Source organism: Janthinobacterium sp. UMAB-56 (assembly GCF_900095265.1).
Taxonomy (GTDB): Bacteria; Pseudomonadota; Gammaproteobacteria; order Burkholderiales; family Burkholderiaceae_D; genus Janthinobacterium.
The window spans coordinates 1-15867 of sequence record NZ_LT607682.1; the positions used below are offsets into that span (position 1 = coordinate 1).

General features: G+C 60.1%; 12 protein-coding genes. 10 read left to right on the forward strand and 2 right to left on the reverse strand.

Features of this window, described 5'->3' with window-relative positions; genetic code table 11:
- The 3 genes from K0F85_RS27935 to K0F85_RS27945 all read left to right on the forward strand — a co-directional run.
- A partial coding sequence (locus K0F85_RS27935) for a hypothetical protein (protein WP_219119066.1) occupies positions 1 to 235 on the forward strand: 235 nt, incomplete at its 5' end.
- Positions 232 to 717, forward strand: coding sequence for a cytochrome c-550 PedF (pedF, locus tag K0F85_RS27940; RefSeq protein ID WP_219119067.1), 486 nt, complete (start codon positions 232 to 234; stop codon positions 715 to 717). The genes K0F85_RS27935 and pedF, both read left to right, overlap by 4 nt.
- Before the next feature lie 25 nt (positions 718 to 742).
- A complete protein-coding gene (locus tag K0F85_RS27945) occupies positions 743 to 1576 on the forward strand; it encodes an ABC transporter substrate-binding protein (protein ID WP_257638208.1) in 834 nt (277 codons plus the stop codon).
- A 57-nt stretch (positions 1577 to 1633) separates the two neighbouring features.
- Here the strand turns inward: K0F85_RS27945 and K0F85_RS27950 are convergent, their stop codons facing one another.
- Positions 1634 to 3772, reverse strand: coding sequence for a TonB-dependent receptor (locus K0F85_RS27950; protein ID WP_219119068.1), 2139 nt, complete (start codon positions 3770 to 3772; stop codon positions 1634 to 1636).
- A gap of 204 nt (positions 3773 to 3976) precedes the next feature.
- On the opposite strand from K0F85_RS27950, the gene K0F85_RS27955 reads away from it, so the two are divergent.
- From K0F85_RS27955 to K0F85_RS27985, 7 genes are all read left to right on the forward strand, one after another.
- The gene (locus tag K0F85_RS27955) at positions 3977 to 4933 is read left to right on the forward strand and encodes a beta-propeller fold lactonase family protein (RefSeq protein ID WP_219119069.1); all 957 of its coding nucleotides are present in this window, start codon (positions 3977 to 3979) and stop codon (positions 4931 to 4933) included.
- Between the two features lie 312 nt (positions 4934 to 5245).
- On the forward strand, positions 5246 to 6766 hold the full coding sequence (gene adh / locus K0F85_RS27960) for an aldehyde dehydrogenase (protein WP_219119070.1): 1521 nt from the start codon (positions 5246 to 5248) through the stop codon (positions 6764 to 6766).
- 54 nt (positions 6767 to 6820) lie between these two features.
- Complete coding sequence (locus K0F85_RS27965) at positions 6821 to 7210, forward strand: DUF779 domain-containing protein (RefSeq protein WP_219119071.1); 390 nt, start codon at positions 6821 to 6823, stop codon at positions 7208 to 7210.
- Positions 7211 to 7259: 49 nt separating this feature from the next.
- Complete coding sequence (locus K0F85_RS27970) at positions 7260 to 8996, forward strand: methanol/ethanol family PQQ-dependent dehydrogenase (protein ID WP_257638209.1); 1737 nt, start codon at positions 7260 to 7262, stop codon at positions 8994 to 8996.
- A gap of 288 nt (positions 8997 to 9284) precedes the next feature.
- Positions 9285 to 10445, forward strand: a complete 1161-nt coding sequence (locus K0F85_RS27975) for a porin (protein ID WP_257638210.1) — start codon at positions 9285 to 9287, stop codon at positions 10443 to 10445.
- Positions 10446 to 10502: 57 nt separating this feature from the next.
- Positions 10503 to 12605, forward strand: coding sequence for a 4Fe-4S binding protein (locus tag K0F85_RS27980; RefSeq protein ID WP_257638211.1), 2103 nt, complete (start codon positions 10503 to 10505; stop codon positions 12603 to 12605).
- A complete protein-coding gene (locus K0F85_RS27985) occupies positions 12595 to 13605 on the forward strand; it encodes an FAD:protein FMN transferase (RefSeq protein WP_219119074.1) in 1011 nt (336 codons plus the stop codon). Before K0F85_RS27980 ends, K0F85_RS27985 begins: the two co-directional genes overlap by 11 nt.
- Position 13606: 1 nt before the next feature.
- On the opposite strand, the gene K0F85_RS27990 is transcribed toward K0F85_RS27985, so the two are convergent.
- Positions 13607 to 15595, reverse strand: coding sequence for a sigma-54-dependent Fis family transcriptional regulator (locus K0F85_RS27990; protein WP_257638212.1), 1989 nt, complete (start codon positions 15593 to 15595; stop codon positions 13607 to 13609).
- Positions 15596 to 15867 lie beyond the last annotated feature (272 nt).

Here is a 15867-nt window from a genome sequence, read left to right on the forward strand (position 1 = left end):
GTTATTCGCAGTAGAGAAAAACCCCCTCCAGTGCCAAGATGCCATGATGTCATCTTGCTGCCTGGAGGGGGTTTTTTTTCGTCTGGCGCATTTATCAGTTTCGGACCTGGTGATACAAAACGTGTTACAGCTGTTCCAAATTGAGACATGGACGGCTGGATGTGGGGCATGCACGCATGGCATGGCATTTGCTCTTCTTGGATATTCACTCAAAAAACCAAGGAGACCAGCATGACCTATTCTATTCGCACCCTGCTCGGCGTGGCCGCCGCCGGCGCTGTCGCCCTCACTTCCCTGTTGACCTTGCCCCATGCCTATGCCCACGGCAATGTCACGCCGCAAAGCGTTGACACCACGGGCTTGCCCAAGGTGGGCGACAAGTGGCTCGAACAAAACCCGTATCGCGGCAACAAGCTGGCCTTGACGGTGGGTACATCGGCCTACAATCAGAATTGCGCGCGCTGCCACGGCATCGAAGCCATTTCGGGCGGCATCGCGCCGGACTTGCGCCAGCTTGACCGCGATTGCTTCGGTATGAAGAATGAGACAAAGAAACAGGCTTGCTACAAGGAGACGGACAATTACTTCCTGGCGACCATACGTCACGGTAAAGTGCGTAACGGCGCCGTATACATGCCGCCGTTCGAAGGCGTGTTCAACCAGGAAGCCATGTGGGCCATCAAGACTTACCTGGAAACCCGCCGCGAGTCCAATTAAGTCGAACTGATCACGAAGGAGTCCCATGCGTTCATTTCAACTCCGGGGCGCGCGCGCGATGCTTTCGCTCGCTTGCCTTGCGTTGTGCGCTACTGCGCCAGCGCGCGCCGACTGGCAGAAAGTGCAGCAGTCGGGCAGCCTGAAAGTGGCTGTGTATAACGAGTTCGCGCCGTTTTCCGACAAGGGGGTGGGCATCGATATCGATATCGCCGAAGCGCTGGCGAAAAAGCTGGGTTTGAAACTGAGCTTGCTACCTTTTCCCGCCGGCGAAAACCTCAACGATGATTTGCGCAATATGGTGTGGAAGGGGCATTACCTCGGCTATGGCCCCGCCGACGTGATGCTGCATGTGCCGGTCGAGAAGAAGTTGATGGCGGATAACGACAAGGTCGAGATATTCGCGCCCTACTACGTGGAAACCGTGCGCCTGGCGCGCAGCGCGCAAGCCGTGCCTCAATTCGATGGCATCGCCTCGCTGGCCGGCAAGCGTGTTGGCGTGGAAAAGGTATCGATCGCGGCCATGCTGATACTGGGTGAAGACAACGGCAAGTACCGCGACGACGTGCGTATTTTCGATACGGCTGCCGAAGCCTTGCAGCAATTGCAGGCGGGCCAGCTCGACGCCGTGCTGGCCAACCGTTCGGAAATCGAATCGGTGCTGAAAAGCGATCCTGCTTTCCCCTTGAGCGCAGTGGTGTTCCCTCGTTTGCCACGTGCCGGCTGGGCCGTGGGTCTGGCCGTCAGCCGTCAGCAGCTCGACGTGGCCAAGTTGCTGCAGGCGGCCATGAACGAGATGGCGGCCAGCGGCGAATTGAAAGCCATCTTCGAGAAGTATGGCGTGCAGGAAGCACGGCCGTAGCAGGCTATGTTGATATGCTAAAAAGCCCACGCATTGGAAGATGCGCGGGCTTTTTTCTTAGAACGAATATTGCGCGCTGACGCCCAGCAACCAGTTACGACCTGGCGCCGCCTCATAGTAGCGCTTGTTGCTATCGCCGACGATGACGGAGCCCACGTAGGTCTTGTCGAAGAGATTGTTCAGGCGGGCGAATTCCTTGAAGCGCCAGTTGCCTACGTTTTGCCTGGCGTTGACCCTGGCATTGAACACCGTGTAGCCGGGCGCCGGTTTTTCGCTGTTGCTGTCTTCCGCATAGACCTGCTTGCTGGCCACGCTTTCCAGCGCCGCGCCGAAACGCTCGAGCGTGTCTTTCCAGGCCAGTTCCGCAAACAGGTTGGCGCTGGGCACGCCCGGCAAACGGTTGCCTTCGCGCACGTTGCCAAAGGCCTGCTCATAGACGGCGTGCAAGGTGGTCAGTGCCACTTTTGTCGTGAAGCCATACGCCAGGTTGGAGTCCAGCGACACTTCCATGCCCTGGCGCAAGGTCTTGCCTCCGTTTCGGTAGCTGGTGCGCCCGCCGCTGGACTTGTCAACTACCAGTTCGTCGCTGGTCTTGATCTGGAAGACGGCCGCATTCAGGTGCGTATTGTTGCCGATCCTGGCCTTGACGCCCGCTTCCAGGTTGGTGCTGGTGGCTGGTTTCAGCTGGTAATTGAAGCCGCCGGCCGTGCCCGAGTAAAACAGTTCGTTCAGGGTAGGCGCTTCGAAGCCGCGCGCGGCGCTGGCGTAGACGTTGACGTTCGGCGTCAGTTTATACAGCAGGCCCAGTACGGGTGTCGTGTGGCTGAATTCCAGGTTGCCGCTGTCGTTGCCATTACTGAAGAAATGGTCGTTAACTTCCACTTTCATCTTGCTGTAGCGCACACCAGCGCTGAGCAGCCACGGCCCGCTTTGCCATTCCATCTGGAGATACGGATCGAGGCTGGAGACGACATCCTGCTCGTCGCGGCGCAATTTGCCTTTTACGCCAAAGCTATTGCCGATGAAGTTTTCATAGCCGGTGCGGTCATCGCTGGAGCGACCATAATCGATGCCGATGGTGGTGCTCAGTTTGCCGCCGGCCAGCTGGTTCACGTGCAGCCAGTTGGTGTCGATGCCGTAGAACTGGCGCTGGAAATCGACCACGCCGCCCGAGTGTGAGGGAGACTTCTGGAAATCGATGTTGAAAGCCTGGTACTGGATCACATCGCGGTTGCCGCCATACACCATCACATGCAGGCGGTCGTCGCCAAACGCTTGTTCATAGGTGGCGCCGATCTGCTGGTGGTCGATGCTCTTGCGCGTGTTGTAGCGTTCTGCAAAGCTGCGTTTTGGAATCTGGTCGTCTTTAGGATCGATTTCACCTGCGCGCGGGTTTGCTGCAAACGTGGCCCAGGTGGCCCCCAGCGGATCTTGCGTATTGCCTTGATGCAGGCTGTTGGCGACGATGGTCAGCTTGCTGTCTGCATTGGGCTTGACGGTGATCTTGCCGAACGCCTGTTCGCGCGTGGCGGCGCTGTGGTCGCGGAAGCCATCCGTGCGGAAGCGGGAACCGTCGAGCACGTAGCCGATGCCGCCCGCCTGGCCCTGCGCCGTCAAGTCCACCTTACTGGTGCCGTAGCTGCCGCCCGTTACATTCAATTCGACGGACGGGGGATTTTGCCCATCCCTGGAAAACAGCTGGATCACGCCGCCCGAATGGTTGCCGTAGATGGCAGAAAACGGTCCGCGCAGCACTTCGATGCGCTCGGCAGTATCGAGGTTGAAGGTGGCGGCCTGGCCCTGGCCGTCGGGCATGCTGGCAGGAATGCCATCGCTGATCAGTTTGACGCCGCGCACGCCGAAGGCCGAGCGGGCGCCGAAGCCGCGCGAGGAGATTTGCAAGTCTTGTGCGTAGTTCTGGCGGTTTTGCACGACCAGGCCCGGCACTGCGGCCAGCGCCTCCGAAGCATTGACGCGGATTTGCCCCTCGCGAATGCGGGCGCTGTCGACGACGTCGATGGAGGCCGGCACTTCCTGGCTGGGATGGGCGATGCGGCTGCCGCTGACGACCACCGTATCCATGAGTTGCCCGGCGACCAGGTCAGCGGACTCGGCGGCGAAAACGTGGGGGGCCAGGGTGGCGCTGCCGACGACAAACAGGCTGGCAATGGTGTTCAGGCGGAAACGGTACTGCATGCGGATTCTCCAATGTGAATAAAAGCCTGCTTGAGCGCGTGAGCGGCACAGGTCTGCCTAGTCTTATCAAGCAATATGCCTGCCATGTCTCCATTGGTGGGCTGAAATTATACGCCTGTCAGTGGCACGGCGTTTGCATGCAGTTATTGTCAGTAGCGCCGATGCCGCGCGATTTACTCTCGTTCTGCCATTGAAAAGGTGATTATGTCCAATTTCTTCTCGCGCTTGCGCCAGGTCTGCTGGCTGCTGCCTGCGCTCGCCTGCAGCACCATCCATGCAGCACCGTTTGCCTATGTTCCCAATGAAAAATCGGGCACCTTGAGCGTGATCGATACGGCGACCGATCAGGTAGTGCGCCAGATCGCGGCAGGCAAGCGTCCGCGTGGCATTGCCGCCGACCCTGCAGGGCGGCAATTGTTTGTGACGGACGCCGCCAGCAGCGCCTTGTTACTGATCGATAACGCGACCGGCACACCGCTGCGCACGGTGGTGCTGGGCAAGTCGCCCGAAGGCGTCAGCGCTTCCCGGGACGGTCGATATGTGGCCGTGGCCGTCGAGGAAAACAATAGCGTGGCCTTGCTCGATGGCCAGACGGGAGTCTTGCTTGTCGATATCAAGGTGCAAGGGCGCAACCCGGAACATGCCGTTTTCAGCCCGGATGGGCGCTGGCTGCTGGTCAGCGCGGAAGAGGCCGAGCAAGTCGATGTGATTGATGTGGCGCAACGCCGCCAGATCGCCTCCATCGCCGTGGGACTGCGTCCGCGCGGCATCGGTTTCAGTCCGGACTCCGGCCGCGCCTACGTGGCGTGCGAACTGGTCAATGCTGTGTATGTGATCGACATGGCCGCGCGCAAGGCGATTGCCACTATTCCAGCGGGCAAGAATGCCAACGGTATCGCCGTCCATCCCAGCGGCAAGCAGGTGTATGTCTCGAATGGCACGGATGGCACGGTGATGGTGATCGACACGACGAGCAAGCAGGTGACGGCCACCATTGCCGTCGGCAAGCGCCCATGGAATATGGCCATCACGCCCGACGGCAGCAAGCTGTACGTGGCCAATGGCCGCTCGAACAGCGTTTCCGTCATCGATACGGCCAGCGCGCGGAAAGTGGCCGATATTGCCGTGGGTGAATTGCCATGGGGTGTGGTGATACGGTAGTGGTACAGGAGCAGGTGTTCCAGTCTGGTACACCTGTTCCATTGTGCAGCGGCGAAGGGGCGCTGCAGCAGGGCTGGCCCGGATGGCAGCAGGACGCTGCCTCCTGGTTCAAAACGAGCCCGCGGCATGCCATGAAGAGCGCGCCTGGTTGGACGCCGCACCCTTGTAACAAGGGTAAAACCCGCTCAGTTTGTAGTGGGATGGCGAGCTGGCACGGCATTTGCGGAAGACTTCGTGTATTCACCCCATCTGTACCAGGACGTTTGATTTTAAATAAAGCAATTCCATTCTCATAACCCGATAGAGGACGACATGAATCTCGCAGACATCAGCAAACTGGGCGTAGCCAATCCCTTCAAACAACGTTATGACAATTACATTGGCGGCAAATTCGTCGCACCGGTAAAAGGTGAATACTTTCCCAACATCACGCCCATCACGGGCTTGCCGTTTTGCGAAATCGCCCGCTCCACGGCGGAAGACGTCGAGTTGGCGCTGGACGCCGCGCATGCCGCCAAGGATGCCTGGGGCAAGACTTCGCCTGCCGAGCGCGCCAATATCCTGAACCGTATCGCCGACCGCATCGAACAAAACCTGAGCTTGATCGCCACGGCGGAAACCATCGACAACGGCAAGCCGATCCGTGAAACGATGAATGCCGACATTCCGCTGGCCATCGATCATTTCCGTTACTTTGCCGGCTGCATCCGCGCGCAGGAAGGTTCCGTCGCGCAAATCGACGCGGAAACCTATGCCTACCACTACCATGAGCCACTGGGCGTCGTGGGCCAGATCATCCCCTGGAATTTCCCGATTTTGATGGCCGTGTGGAAACTGGCGCCCGCCCTGGCCGCCGGCAATTGCGTCGTCTTGAAACCGGCCGAGCAGACGCCGGCCTCCATCATGGTGTTGATCGAGCTGATCGGCGACCTGTTGCCGCCGGGCGTGCTGAATATCATCAATGGTTTCGGCTTGGAAGCGGGTAAGCCGCTGGCCTTGAGCAAGCGCATCGCCAAGATCGCCTTCACGGGTGAAACGGGCACGGGGCGTTTGATCATGGGCTATGCGGCGCAGAACCTGATTCCCGTCACCCTGGAGCTGGGCGGCAAGTCGCCGAACATCTTCTTTGAAGATGTGATGGATGCCGACGATGATTATTTCGACAAGTGCCTGGAAGGTTTTACCATGTTTGCGCTGAATCAAGGCGAGGTATGCACCTGCCCATCGCGCGTCTTGATCCAGGAATCGATCTACGAGAAATTCATCGAACGGGCCCTCAAGCGCGTAGCTGCCATCAAGCAAGGCAATCCGCTCGACTCTTCCACCATGATCGGCGCCCAGGCGTCGCAGGAGCAGCTGGAAAAAATCCTGTCCTATCTCGACATCGGCCGCCAGGAAGGCGCCGAAGTGCTGGCCGGCGGCGAGCGCCACACGCAGGCGGGCGACCTGGAAGGCGGCTACTACGTGCGTCCGACGGTGTTCAAGGGCAACAACAAGATGCGTATCTTCCAGGAAGAGATCTTCGGGCCCGTCGTGTCCGTGACCACCTTCAAGGATGAGGCCGAAGCGCTGGCGATTGCCAACGACACCCTGTATGGCTTGGGCGCCGGCTTGTGGACGCGCGACGGTTCGCGCGCCTTCCGCATGGGCCGCGCCATCCAGGCGGGCCGCGTGTGGACCAATTGCTATCACCTGTATCCAGCCCACGCCGCGTTCGGCGGCTACAAGCAATCGGGTATCGGCCGCGAAAACCACAAGATGATGCTCGACCATTACCAGCAAACGAAGAACTTGCTGGTGAGCTATAGCCCGAAAGCGCTGGGCTTCTTCTAAACCGGCACACGCGCTGCGCCTGTAGTCGAGGTGCGGCGCGCAGAAAGGGATGCCATGAATGCAGCAATTGCCCGGGTGGTCGCCACCGATGCGGCGCTGGAGATGATGGAGAAGTTGCGCCAGCGTCACGGCCCCTTGATGTTTTTCCAGTCGGGCGGCTGCTGCGATGGCAGTGCGCCCATGTGCTATGCGCTGGGCGAGTTTGATGTCAGCGACACCGACATCTATCTCGGTAATTTGAATGGCACACCGTTTTACATGGGACTCGAGCAATTCGAGTACTGGGAGCATACCCAGTTGATTATCGATGTCGTCGACGGCAATGGCGGCATGTTTTCACTCGACAACGGCACGGGCAAGCGCTTTTTGACGCGTTCGCGCCTGTTCACCGATGAGGAGTGCGCGCTGTTGCATGCCCAGCCGCATGAGCACCGCAAGACTTGATACACACATACTAATAAAACAGAGGGAGATGATTGTGCAGAAAAAAATCATGGGGGTACTCGTCGGTTTGGGTTTGGCGTCTTTGGTCCAGGCGGCTGACGTGGGCAATGTCACCAGTGCCATGCTCGACAGCACGGCAAAGAATCCGGCTAGCGTGCTGTCGTTTGGCATGGGCACGCAGGGCCAGCGCTACTCGCCGCTGACGCAGATCAACGACAAGACCGTGGCCAAGCTGGTGCCGGCCTGGTCGTTCTCGTTTGGCGGTGAAAAACAGCGGGGCCAGGAATCGCAGCCGCTGATTCATAACGGCAAGATGTTCGTCACGGCCTCGTATTCGCGCATTTTCGCCATCGACCTGAAAACTGGCGCCAAGCTGTGGAAATATGAGCATCGCTTACCGGACGGCATCATGCCGTGCTGCGATGTGGTCAACCGCGGTGCCGCCCTGTACGGCAATCTGGTGATCTTCGGCACGCTCGATGCCTACCTGGTGGCGCTGGATCAGAACACGGGCAAGCTCGTCTGGAAGGAAAAAGTCGACGACTACGCAGCCGGCTACTCGATGACGGCCGCGCCGCTGATCGCCGAAGGCTTGCTGCTGACGGGCGTATCGGGTGGCGAATTCGGCATCGTGGGCCGGGTCGAGGCGCGCAATCCCATGACGGGCGAGCTGGTATGGAGCCGTCCGACGGTAGAAGGCCATATGGGCCATCGCTACGACAAGGATGGCAAGGCGATCGATAACGGCGTCTCCGGCACCGTGAACAAAACCTGGCCGGGCGACCTGTGGAAAACGGGCGGCGCCTCGACGTGGATGGGCGGCACCTACGATCCGCAAACCAAACTGGCGTATTTTGGCACTGGCAACCCGGCGCCATGGAATAGCCATTTGCGTCCCGGCGACAATTTGTATTCTTCGTCCACCGTGGCGCTGGACGTGAAAACGGGCCAGATCAAGTGGGCGTATCAAAACACGCCGAACGATGCCTGGGATTTCGACGGCGCCAACGAGTTCGTTACCTTTGACATGGATGGCAAGCGCTACGGCGGCAAGGCTGACCGCAACGGCTTCTTTTACGTGATTGACGCCAACACGGGCAAGCTGCAGAACGCCTTCCCGTTCGTGAAGAAAATCACCTGGGCCAGCAGCATCGACCTGAAGACGGGACGGCCGAACTATATCGCCGCCGGACGCCCTGGGGACCCGACCAAGGGGGAAGAAGGCAAGAAGGGCACGACCGTGTTTGCCGCGCCCGCTTTCCTCGGCGCCAAAAACCAGATGCCGATGGCGTACTCGCCGCAGACCAAGCTGTTCTACGTTCCCGCGAATGAATGGGGCATGGATATCTGGAATGAGCCCATCAGCTACAAGAAAGGCGGTGCCTTCCTCGGTGCCGGTTTTACCATCAGGCCCTTGTTTGACGATTATATCGGCGCCATGCGCGCTGTCGATCCGAAGACGGGCAAGATCGTCTGGGAAATCAAGAACAACGCGCCGCTGTGGGGCGGCGTGATGAGCACGGCCGGCAACCTGGTGTTCTACGGCACGCCGGAAGGCTTCCTGAAGGCCGTCGATGCGAAGACGGGCAAGGAGCTGTGGAAATTCCAGACGGGTTCCGGCGTCGTGGCGCCGCCTGTCACCTGGCAAGATGGCGACACGCAATACGTTGCCGTCGTATCGGGCTGGGGCGGCGCGGTGCCGCTGTGGGGCGGCGAAGTGGCGAAGAAGGTCAACTTCCTGGAACAGGGCGGTTCCGTGTGGGTTTTCAAGCTGGCATCGAAGTAAGGGGCTGAAGCACCCAGGCCACTCGGATGGGTGTCTCCCTGTCCGCTGGGTGTTTTCTTTTTGCTGACGGCCCAGGTCGTCAGTTTTTTGTTTACCTGTATCTCCGACATGAAACCTTGCGGTCAAAAAATGAACACTATCAGTGGCGAGTGATTCGCTATTGCACACGTCAAACACGTATTTTCTCTCTCTCCCTCTGAGCCGTGCTGGGCACGCTTATTGCCAAAGCTTGAGGTACATCAATCATTGGTGTGCACACTAAAAACAGAGAAGAAAGAGGAGAAAAAAATGAAGCTATGGAGCAAGCTGGGGGGCCTGGGTGTCATGACAATCGCAGCGATGGGGCAGGCGCAAGCCGTCGATATCAAGGCTGGCGACTGGACCGTGTCGGTGGGCGGCATCGTCAACGCCTATTACACGCAAGTGTCGTGTTCGGGCGATGCGGTGGGCGGGCTGGCGCTGGGTGGCCAGGCGCTCGGTTGCGGCGGCGAAAAGGACCGCACCACCATCGGTAACGGCTTGTTGCCGAACGGCTTGATCACCTCCGCCGCGTCGCGCCTTGGCGAGTACGACGTGAAAGCCTTGATCGGCATCTACAATTCGACGGCCACCGACAGCGCCATCAGCCAGAACAGCGTGGTCGATGTGCGCCAGGCCTTCTTCACGTTCGGCAACGAGCAGATGGGCACCTTCAAGCTGGGCCGCGACTATGGCATCTTCGGCGCGAACGCGATTTTGTCCGACATGACCTTGCTGGGCTCAGGCGCGCCGGTGCAGGCGACACAGCGTGGGCGAGTGACCCTGGGCCATATCGGCGCCGGCTACACCTATCTGGGCAACTATGGCCAGATCATGTACAGCTCGCCGAAGTCGGGTGGCGTTGGCGTCGACGTGGCGCTGGTCAGCCCCGTTTCCGATACGCCCATCGTGGCAGGCTCGACCTATTCTTCGAAGTCGAGCCCGCAAGTCCAGGCGCAGCTGACGTATGCGCAGGAAGGCTTGAAAGCCTGGCTGGGCGTGAAGTCGCAAAAATTCACTTCGAAAACGCCTGGGGTCGATGACCTGACCATGCGCGGAGTGGAAGTGGGTGGCTCTTACCAGATGGGGGCGGCTGGCGTGCTGCTTAACTTCCAGGGCGGCAAAGGGCTGGGCATCTTGTCCGATGCGGACCAGGGCGATACCAAGTCGAAGAACTGGCTGCTGCAAGGCACGTATAAAACGACGGACAAGCTGAAGCTGGGCTTGTCTTACGGCATCAGCAAGAACGACGACAACACGGCTGGCACGGGCGGCCTGAAGTCGAACGCCAACCTGACCCTGGGTGCGTACTACTCGCTCAACAGTGCAATCACCCTGGTGGGCGAGCTGGGCCAGACGCGCTCGAAAGGCTTTACGGGCGGTGAAGCGAAGATGAATGGCGTGTCGCTGGGCGGCATCATTTTCTTCTAACCAATGAATGCGGCGCCTTGCGACAGGGCGCCGCACGGAGCACAGTACATGCGGATAATGCGGTTATTCATCGGATGCTGGCTATTCCTGTTCATTCTGGGACAGGCGTGGGCGGGCGTGCTCGACAAGGCCGAGCTGGCACGGCGCTTTCCTGCCCCCCTCGTTGTTGGCGACAAGGAGGCCGACTTGCCCGTCTGGCCCTTGCTCAAGCAAAACGCGACGGCCACCGAACTGGTCGGCTACGTTTTTGAATCGGTGGACCTGGCGCCTATTCCCGGCTTTTCCGGCGTGCCCGTCAATCTGCTGATCGCCATCGATCCGCAAGGCAGTTTTTTGGACGTGTCCGTCCTGTCGCAGCACGAACCCGTGTTTCTCGATGGCCTGGGTGAGGCGCCCTTGTTTCAGTTCGTCAAACAGTACCAGGGCTTGTCGCTGAAGCAGAATATTGCCATCGATGCCAGGAAGAAACGCGCGCCAGACGCGACCCACGCCGATATCGATGGCGTGTCGAAGGCCACGGCCTCCGTGCGCATCATCAACCAGAGCGTGCTGGCCTCGGCCTTGAAAGTGTCGCGCAAGAAGCTCGGCTTTGCGCAAGGCCGCGACCCGGACCAGATCGCCCGCATCCGCATGGAGGTATTCGAGAAGCGCAGCGTGGCGCAGATGCTCGAGCAGGGTTTGCTCCAGCATGTGCGCTTGAGCAACAAGGATGTGGAGAGCCTGTTTGCCGGCAGTCCCGGCGCGGGACTCGATGCGCAGGCCGTGCGTGCGCCGGACGGCGTGTTCATCGACCTGTACCTGGCGTATGTGTCCGTGCCCACGGTGGGACGCAATCTGTTGACGGAACGCAGCTGGACTAAATTGCGTAACCGGCTCGACGAGGGCGACCACGCCATCCTCGTCATGTCGCGCGGGCGCTACAGCGTGCTGGGCGACGATTTCGTGCGCGGCACTGTCCCCGACCGGCTATTGCTGAAGCAGGATGGTTTGCCCATCGACATGCGCGACCTGGATCTGGAATTGAGGCTGTCGGAGGGGGCAGCGTTGCCAACGGAAAATATCGCCGTCTTTCGCATCATCAGCCAGGCGGGACTCGATGTGGCCAGCCCGCTGGCATTTTCTCTTCCCATCACGCGCAGCAAGGGCATCGTGTATCCGGAGCGCATCGCCCGCAACGTTGATTTCAATTACCGCCTGCCGGCTGACTTGTATAGCGCGCCACAAGGCGACGATGCCACGTGGCGCGGCACGTGGAAGAACCGCAAGGCTGAACTGCTGCTCTTGGCCGCCGGACTGGCGCTGCTGGCCGGCGCATTGGCCTGGCAGAAACGCCTGGTGCGCGATGGCCGTCAATTTGCCTGGTTCCGCCGCCTGTTCCTGTTGTTTACGATTGGTTTCATCGGCTATTACGCACAGGGGCAGTTATCGATAGTCAACCTCACGGGCGTCATCCAGGCGCTGCTGGCGGGGCGCAGCCTTGGCTTTTTCCTGTTTGACCCGATGACGGTGATCCTGTGGGCGTTCGTGCTGCTCAGCCTGTTTATCTGGGGGCGCGGCACGTTTTGCGGTTGGCTGTGTCCGTTTGGCGCCCTGCAGGAATTCACGGGCAAGCTGGGCCAGTGGCTGCGCTTGCCGCAGTGGAAGATCAAGCCGCGCCTCGACGGGCGCTTGAAATGGATCAAGTATTGTTTGCTGGCGGCGATTCTTGGCAGCAGCATGTTTTCCAGCCAGATCACGGACAAGCTGGTCGAGCTGGAACCGTTCAAGACGGCGATTACCTTGAACTTCGTGCGCGCCTGGCCTTTCGTCGCGTATGCAGTGGGCTTGTTGCTGCTCAGCAGTGTTTCCTATAAATTCTTTTGCCGCTACCTGTGCCCGTTTGGCGCGGCGCTGGCGCTGCTGGGACGGGTTCGCCTGTTCAACTGGATTGCGCGCCGCAAGGAATGCGGTACGCCGTGCCAGACTTGCCGCCACCGTTGCGAGCATCACGCCATCGCGCCCAGCGGGAAAGTCGATTATGGCGAGTGTTTTCAGTGCATGGATTGCGTGGTGATTTACGCCAGCGATGAAAAATGCGCGCCCTTGATGCTGGAAATCAAGCGTGCCCGCAGCATTCCCATAGTCCGGGTTGCGGCAGAGGAGAGCAGCAATGCAGCGTAGAACATTTATTTCCGCAGCGATAGGCAGCGTGGCCGGCATGGCCGGCTTGTCTTTGCCTGGCAGTATGGCGCGCGGCACGGTCACGGCGTCCGGCGTGCGCCCTTATCAAGGCGCGGCCTTGGCGTTTGGCACGACGATCGCCATCACCTTGCTGCACCACGATCAGAGACAGGCCGAACTGGCCATTGAAGACGCCTTGCATGCAGCTCGGAATATCGACCGCCTGATGAGCATTTACAGTCCCGCCAGCCAAGTCTACCAGCTGAACCGCGATGGGCGCCTGGCCCGGCCGGACGCGCATCTGCTGACCGTGCTGGCGCAGGCGCAAGCCTTGTCGCAATGGAGCGATGGGGCGTTTGATATCACCGTGCAACCTTTGTGGCAGCTGTTTCGCGCGGCGGCAGACCAGGCAAGCTTGCCGACGGACACATTGCGCCGCGCGGCGCAGGCGCGGGTAAGCTGGCGGCAACTGGCGTGGGACAAGCGCGAAGTGCGTTTCCTGCAAGCGGGGATGGCGCTGACCTTGAATGGCCTGGCGCAAGGCTATGCGGCGGATATGGCGCTGGCGGCCGTGCAGGCACGCGGCGTGCGGCACGCGCTGCTCGACACGGGGGAGTTCGTCGCGCGGGGACAGCGTTCTCTGCGCCGTCCGTGGACCTTGGGCATCCAGGACCCGCGCGACGGCGAAATCCTGGCGGCCACCTTAAAAGTGGAAGGGCGCAGCGTGGCCACGTCGGGCGATTACGCATGCACGTTTACGCCCGACTTCCTGCATCACCATATCGTCGACCCGTCGAAGGGCGATTCGCCGGGTGAACTGGCCAGCGTGACCGTGCTGGCGCCCACGGGCTTGCTGGCCGATGGCTTGTCGACGACCTTCATGGTGACGGGGGCCGCGCGCGCGCATGCGATGGCTGCGCACATGCAGGGCGTTGACTTGATGACCATCGACAAGCATGGCCGGCGCAAGATGTCGCCCGGCTTTGCCCGCCTACTCTAGGCTATTTGAGATGCGGCACCTTGCGATAGATCGTGTTGCGCGACACGCCCAGGGCCCGCGCCGTGGCCGAGACGTTGCCACCGTGGGCGTCGAGCGACTTGAGAATGACGCTTTGCTCCATCTCTTCCAGGTTGGCGCCGGCCGCGATCATGCGGTCCGCGCTGGCGCCGGCGGCACTGGCCTGCGTCATTTCAATATCGTCGAGGAAATCATCAGGCATGTGGCGCAAACTGATTTCATGTTCCTCGCCTGCCATGACGATGGCTGTGCGCAACAGATTGGTCAACTGGCGGAAGTTGCCTGGCCACTTATGCTGGTGGAACAGGCGCAGGATGTCCGGCGCCACCGTGTAGCGCGTGTCGGGCGCTTCCGTCGCGAGAATTTTTTTCACGACCGTTTCCAGGTCCGTGCGTTCGCGCAGCGGCGGCAGTTTGACCACCAGGCCATTCAGGCGGTAATACAAGTCTTCGCGAAACAGGCCCTTGGCCATGCGTTCGCGCAAGTTGTGATTCGTGGCGCAAATAAGTTCCACATTGACGGTGATCGATTTGCTGCTGCCCAGCGGCGTGACCATGCGTTCCTGCAGCACGCGCAACAGCCGCGCCTGCAAGCCAAAGGGCATGTCGCCAATTTCATCAAGGAACAGGGTGCCGCCATTGGCTTGCAAGATCTTGCCGATGGCGCCCTTTTTGCGCGCCCCTGTAAACGCCCCGTCTTCATAGCCGAACAGTTCGGATTCGATCAGGGTTTCCGGGATCGAGGCGCAATTGACGGCAACGAACGGCCCCATGGCGCGCGGCGAATCATTGTGTATGGCTTGCGCCAGCAATTCCTTGCCGGTCCCCGTTTCGCCCATGACGAGGATGGGGATGTCGCGTCCCAATACCTTGTTGACCTTTTCGATCACCAGTTCCAGTTGCGGATCGCCCGTGCGCAGGTAACGCAAGCCGGACAGGCGGCGTGCCGCGTTGGCCGCGTGGCTGGCCGGCGCGGGAACCTGTGCCGGCACGGCGTTGATATCGCTATGGTCGGTGCTGGCAGTGAAGCCGTGCTGGAAGACGCTATTGGACAAGCGCAACTGTGCGCGCCCATACACGCGCACGCCGCTGTGCATGCACAGGTTCAGCAAACCGGGTGAGGCCGTGCGGTAATGCTCGTACAGGGCAGACACGGGCAAGCCGAACAGGGAACTGAAGGTATGGGATTGCAGCGCGGCGAAGGACAGGCCCAACTGGAACAAACCGTTTTTATTGGCGGATAAAAACCGTCCGCCCGGCGTGAATGAGGCGATGCCTTCCATTAAGGTGCCGATGAATTCGGGGCGCGCGTGGAAGTGCACGGTGATGGCATCTTCGAAGGTGGCGGAAAACAGCTGATTTTCGATCATCAGCGCCGACATGCGCACGAGGGCCATCGTATGCTTGTGAAAACTGCGCTGGTCGCTGGATACATCGAGCACGCCGATGACATTGCCCCGATGGTCGGTAATGGGGGCGGCGGAGCACGTCAGGAAATGATTGGCGGCCAGGTAATGCTGGTCCGCATGGACCAAAGTCGGCACTTTTTCCGTGATGGCCGTGCCGATGGCATTCGTGCCGCGGCTTTGTTCCGACCATGCCACGCCCGGCTGCAAGGCCACGCGGTTGGCTTTCTCCAGGAAATCATCGTCGCCCAGGGAATGCACGATCACGCCGTTGGCATCCGTCAAGATCACCATATTGTGCGTATTGACGATTTGCTGGTACAGGGTTTCCATGGCTGGCAGAGCGTGCGTGTGCAGCATGCGGTTTTGCTCGATCAGCAAGGACAGATCGGATTTTCCGGCCGGCGTAAAGTCGGGCGTGGCCGTGGGCGACAGGCCAAAGGCGACTGAGCGCTGATGGGAAGTTTCGATGATGACGGGGACGTTGTCCTGTCCTGCCGGCAAAGTGTTCGCATCCGCAATGGACGAAAACGGTGCGCTACGGTAAGTAGCTGACGGTTGATACATGATCTCGTTGCCTCCGTTGGGCCCTGTACTGCGGCGCTCTTTTGAATATCGAGAGTGTTCCATAATGTAGCACCTGTCACAGATGGGAGCAAAGCAAAGCGAGCCAGGCTGTCCCCAGTGTTGTTGCCAGGCCCAGAGGTGCTCTCATCAGTGGACAGTGCATAGGCTGGTATAAGCAAGTGCGGTGCCAGGGCTGTTTCACGGGGCGGAAAAATAGCCCTTGCGAGGCGTGCGTGGCAGGGCTATAATTCGCCCCCTCGCTGAACGACGCA

Coding starts and splice junctions, on each gene's coding strand:
- K0F85_RS27945 (WP_257638208.1), top strand. CDS start 743: ATGCGTTCATTTCAACTCCGGGGCGCGCGCGCGATGCTTTCGCTCGCT.
- K0F85_RS27970 (WP_257638209.1), top strand. CDS start 7,260: ATGGGGGTACTCGTCGGTTTGGGTTTGGCGTCTTTGGTCCAGGCGGCT.
- K0F85_RS27985 (WP_219119074.1), top strand. CDS start 12,595: ATGCAGCGTAGAACATTTATTTCCGCAGCGATAGGCAGCGTGGCCGGC.
- pedF (WP_219119067.1), top strand. CDS start 232: ATGACCTATTCTATTCGCACCCTGCTCGGCGTGGCCGCCGCCGGCGCT.
- adh (WP_219119070.1), top strand. CDS start 5,246: ATGAATCTCGCAGACATCAGCAAACTGGGCGTAGCCAATCCCTTCAAA.
- K0F85_RS27965 (WP_219119071.1), top strand. CDS start 6,821: ATGAATGCAGCAATTGCCCGGGTGGTCGCCACCGATGCGGCGCTGGAG.
- K0F85_RS27990 (WP_257638212.1), bottom strand. CDS start 15,595: ATGTATCAACCGTCAGCTACTTACCGTAGCGCACCGTTTTCGTCCATT.
- K0F85_RS27975 (WP_257638210.1), top strand. CDS start 9,285: ATGAAGCTATGGAGCAAGCTGGGGGGCCTGGGTGTCATGACAATCGCA.
- K0F85_RS27955 (WP_219119069.1), top strand. CDS start 3,977: ATGTCCAATTTCTTCTCGCGCTTGCGCCAGGTCTGCTGGCTGCTGCCT.
- K0F85_RS27950 (WP_219119068.1), bottom strand. CDS start 3,772: ATGCAGTACCGTTTCCGCCTGAACACCATTGCCAGCCTGTTTGTCGTC.
- K0F85_RS27980 (WP_257638211.1), top strand. CDS start 10,503: ATGCGGTTATTCATCGGATGCTGGCTATTCCTGTTCATTCTGGGACAG.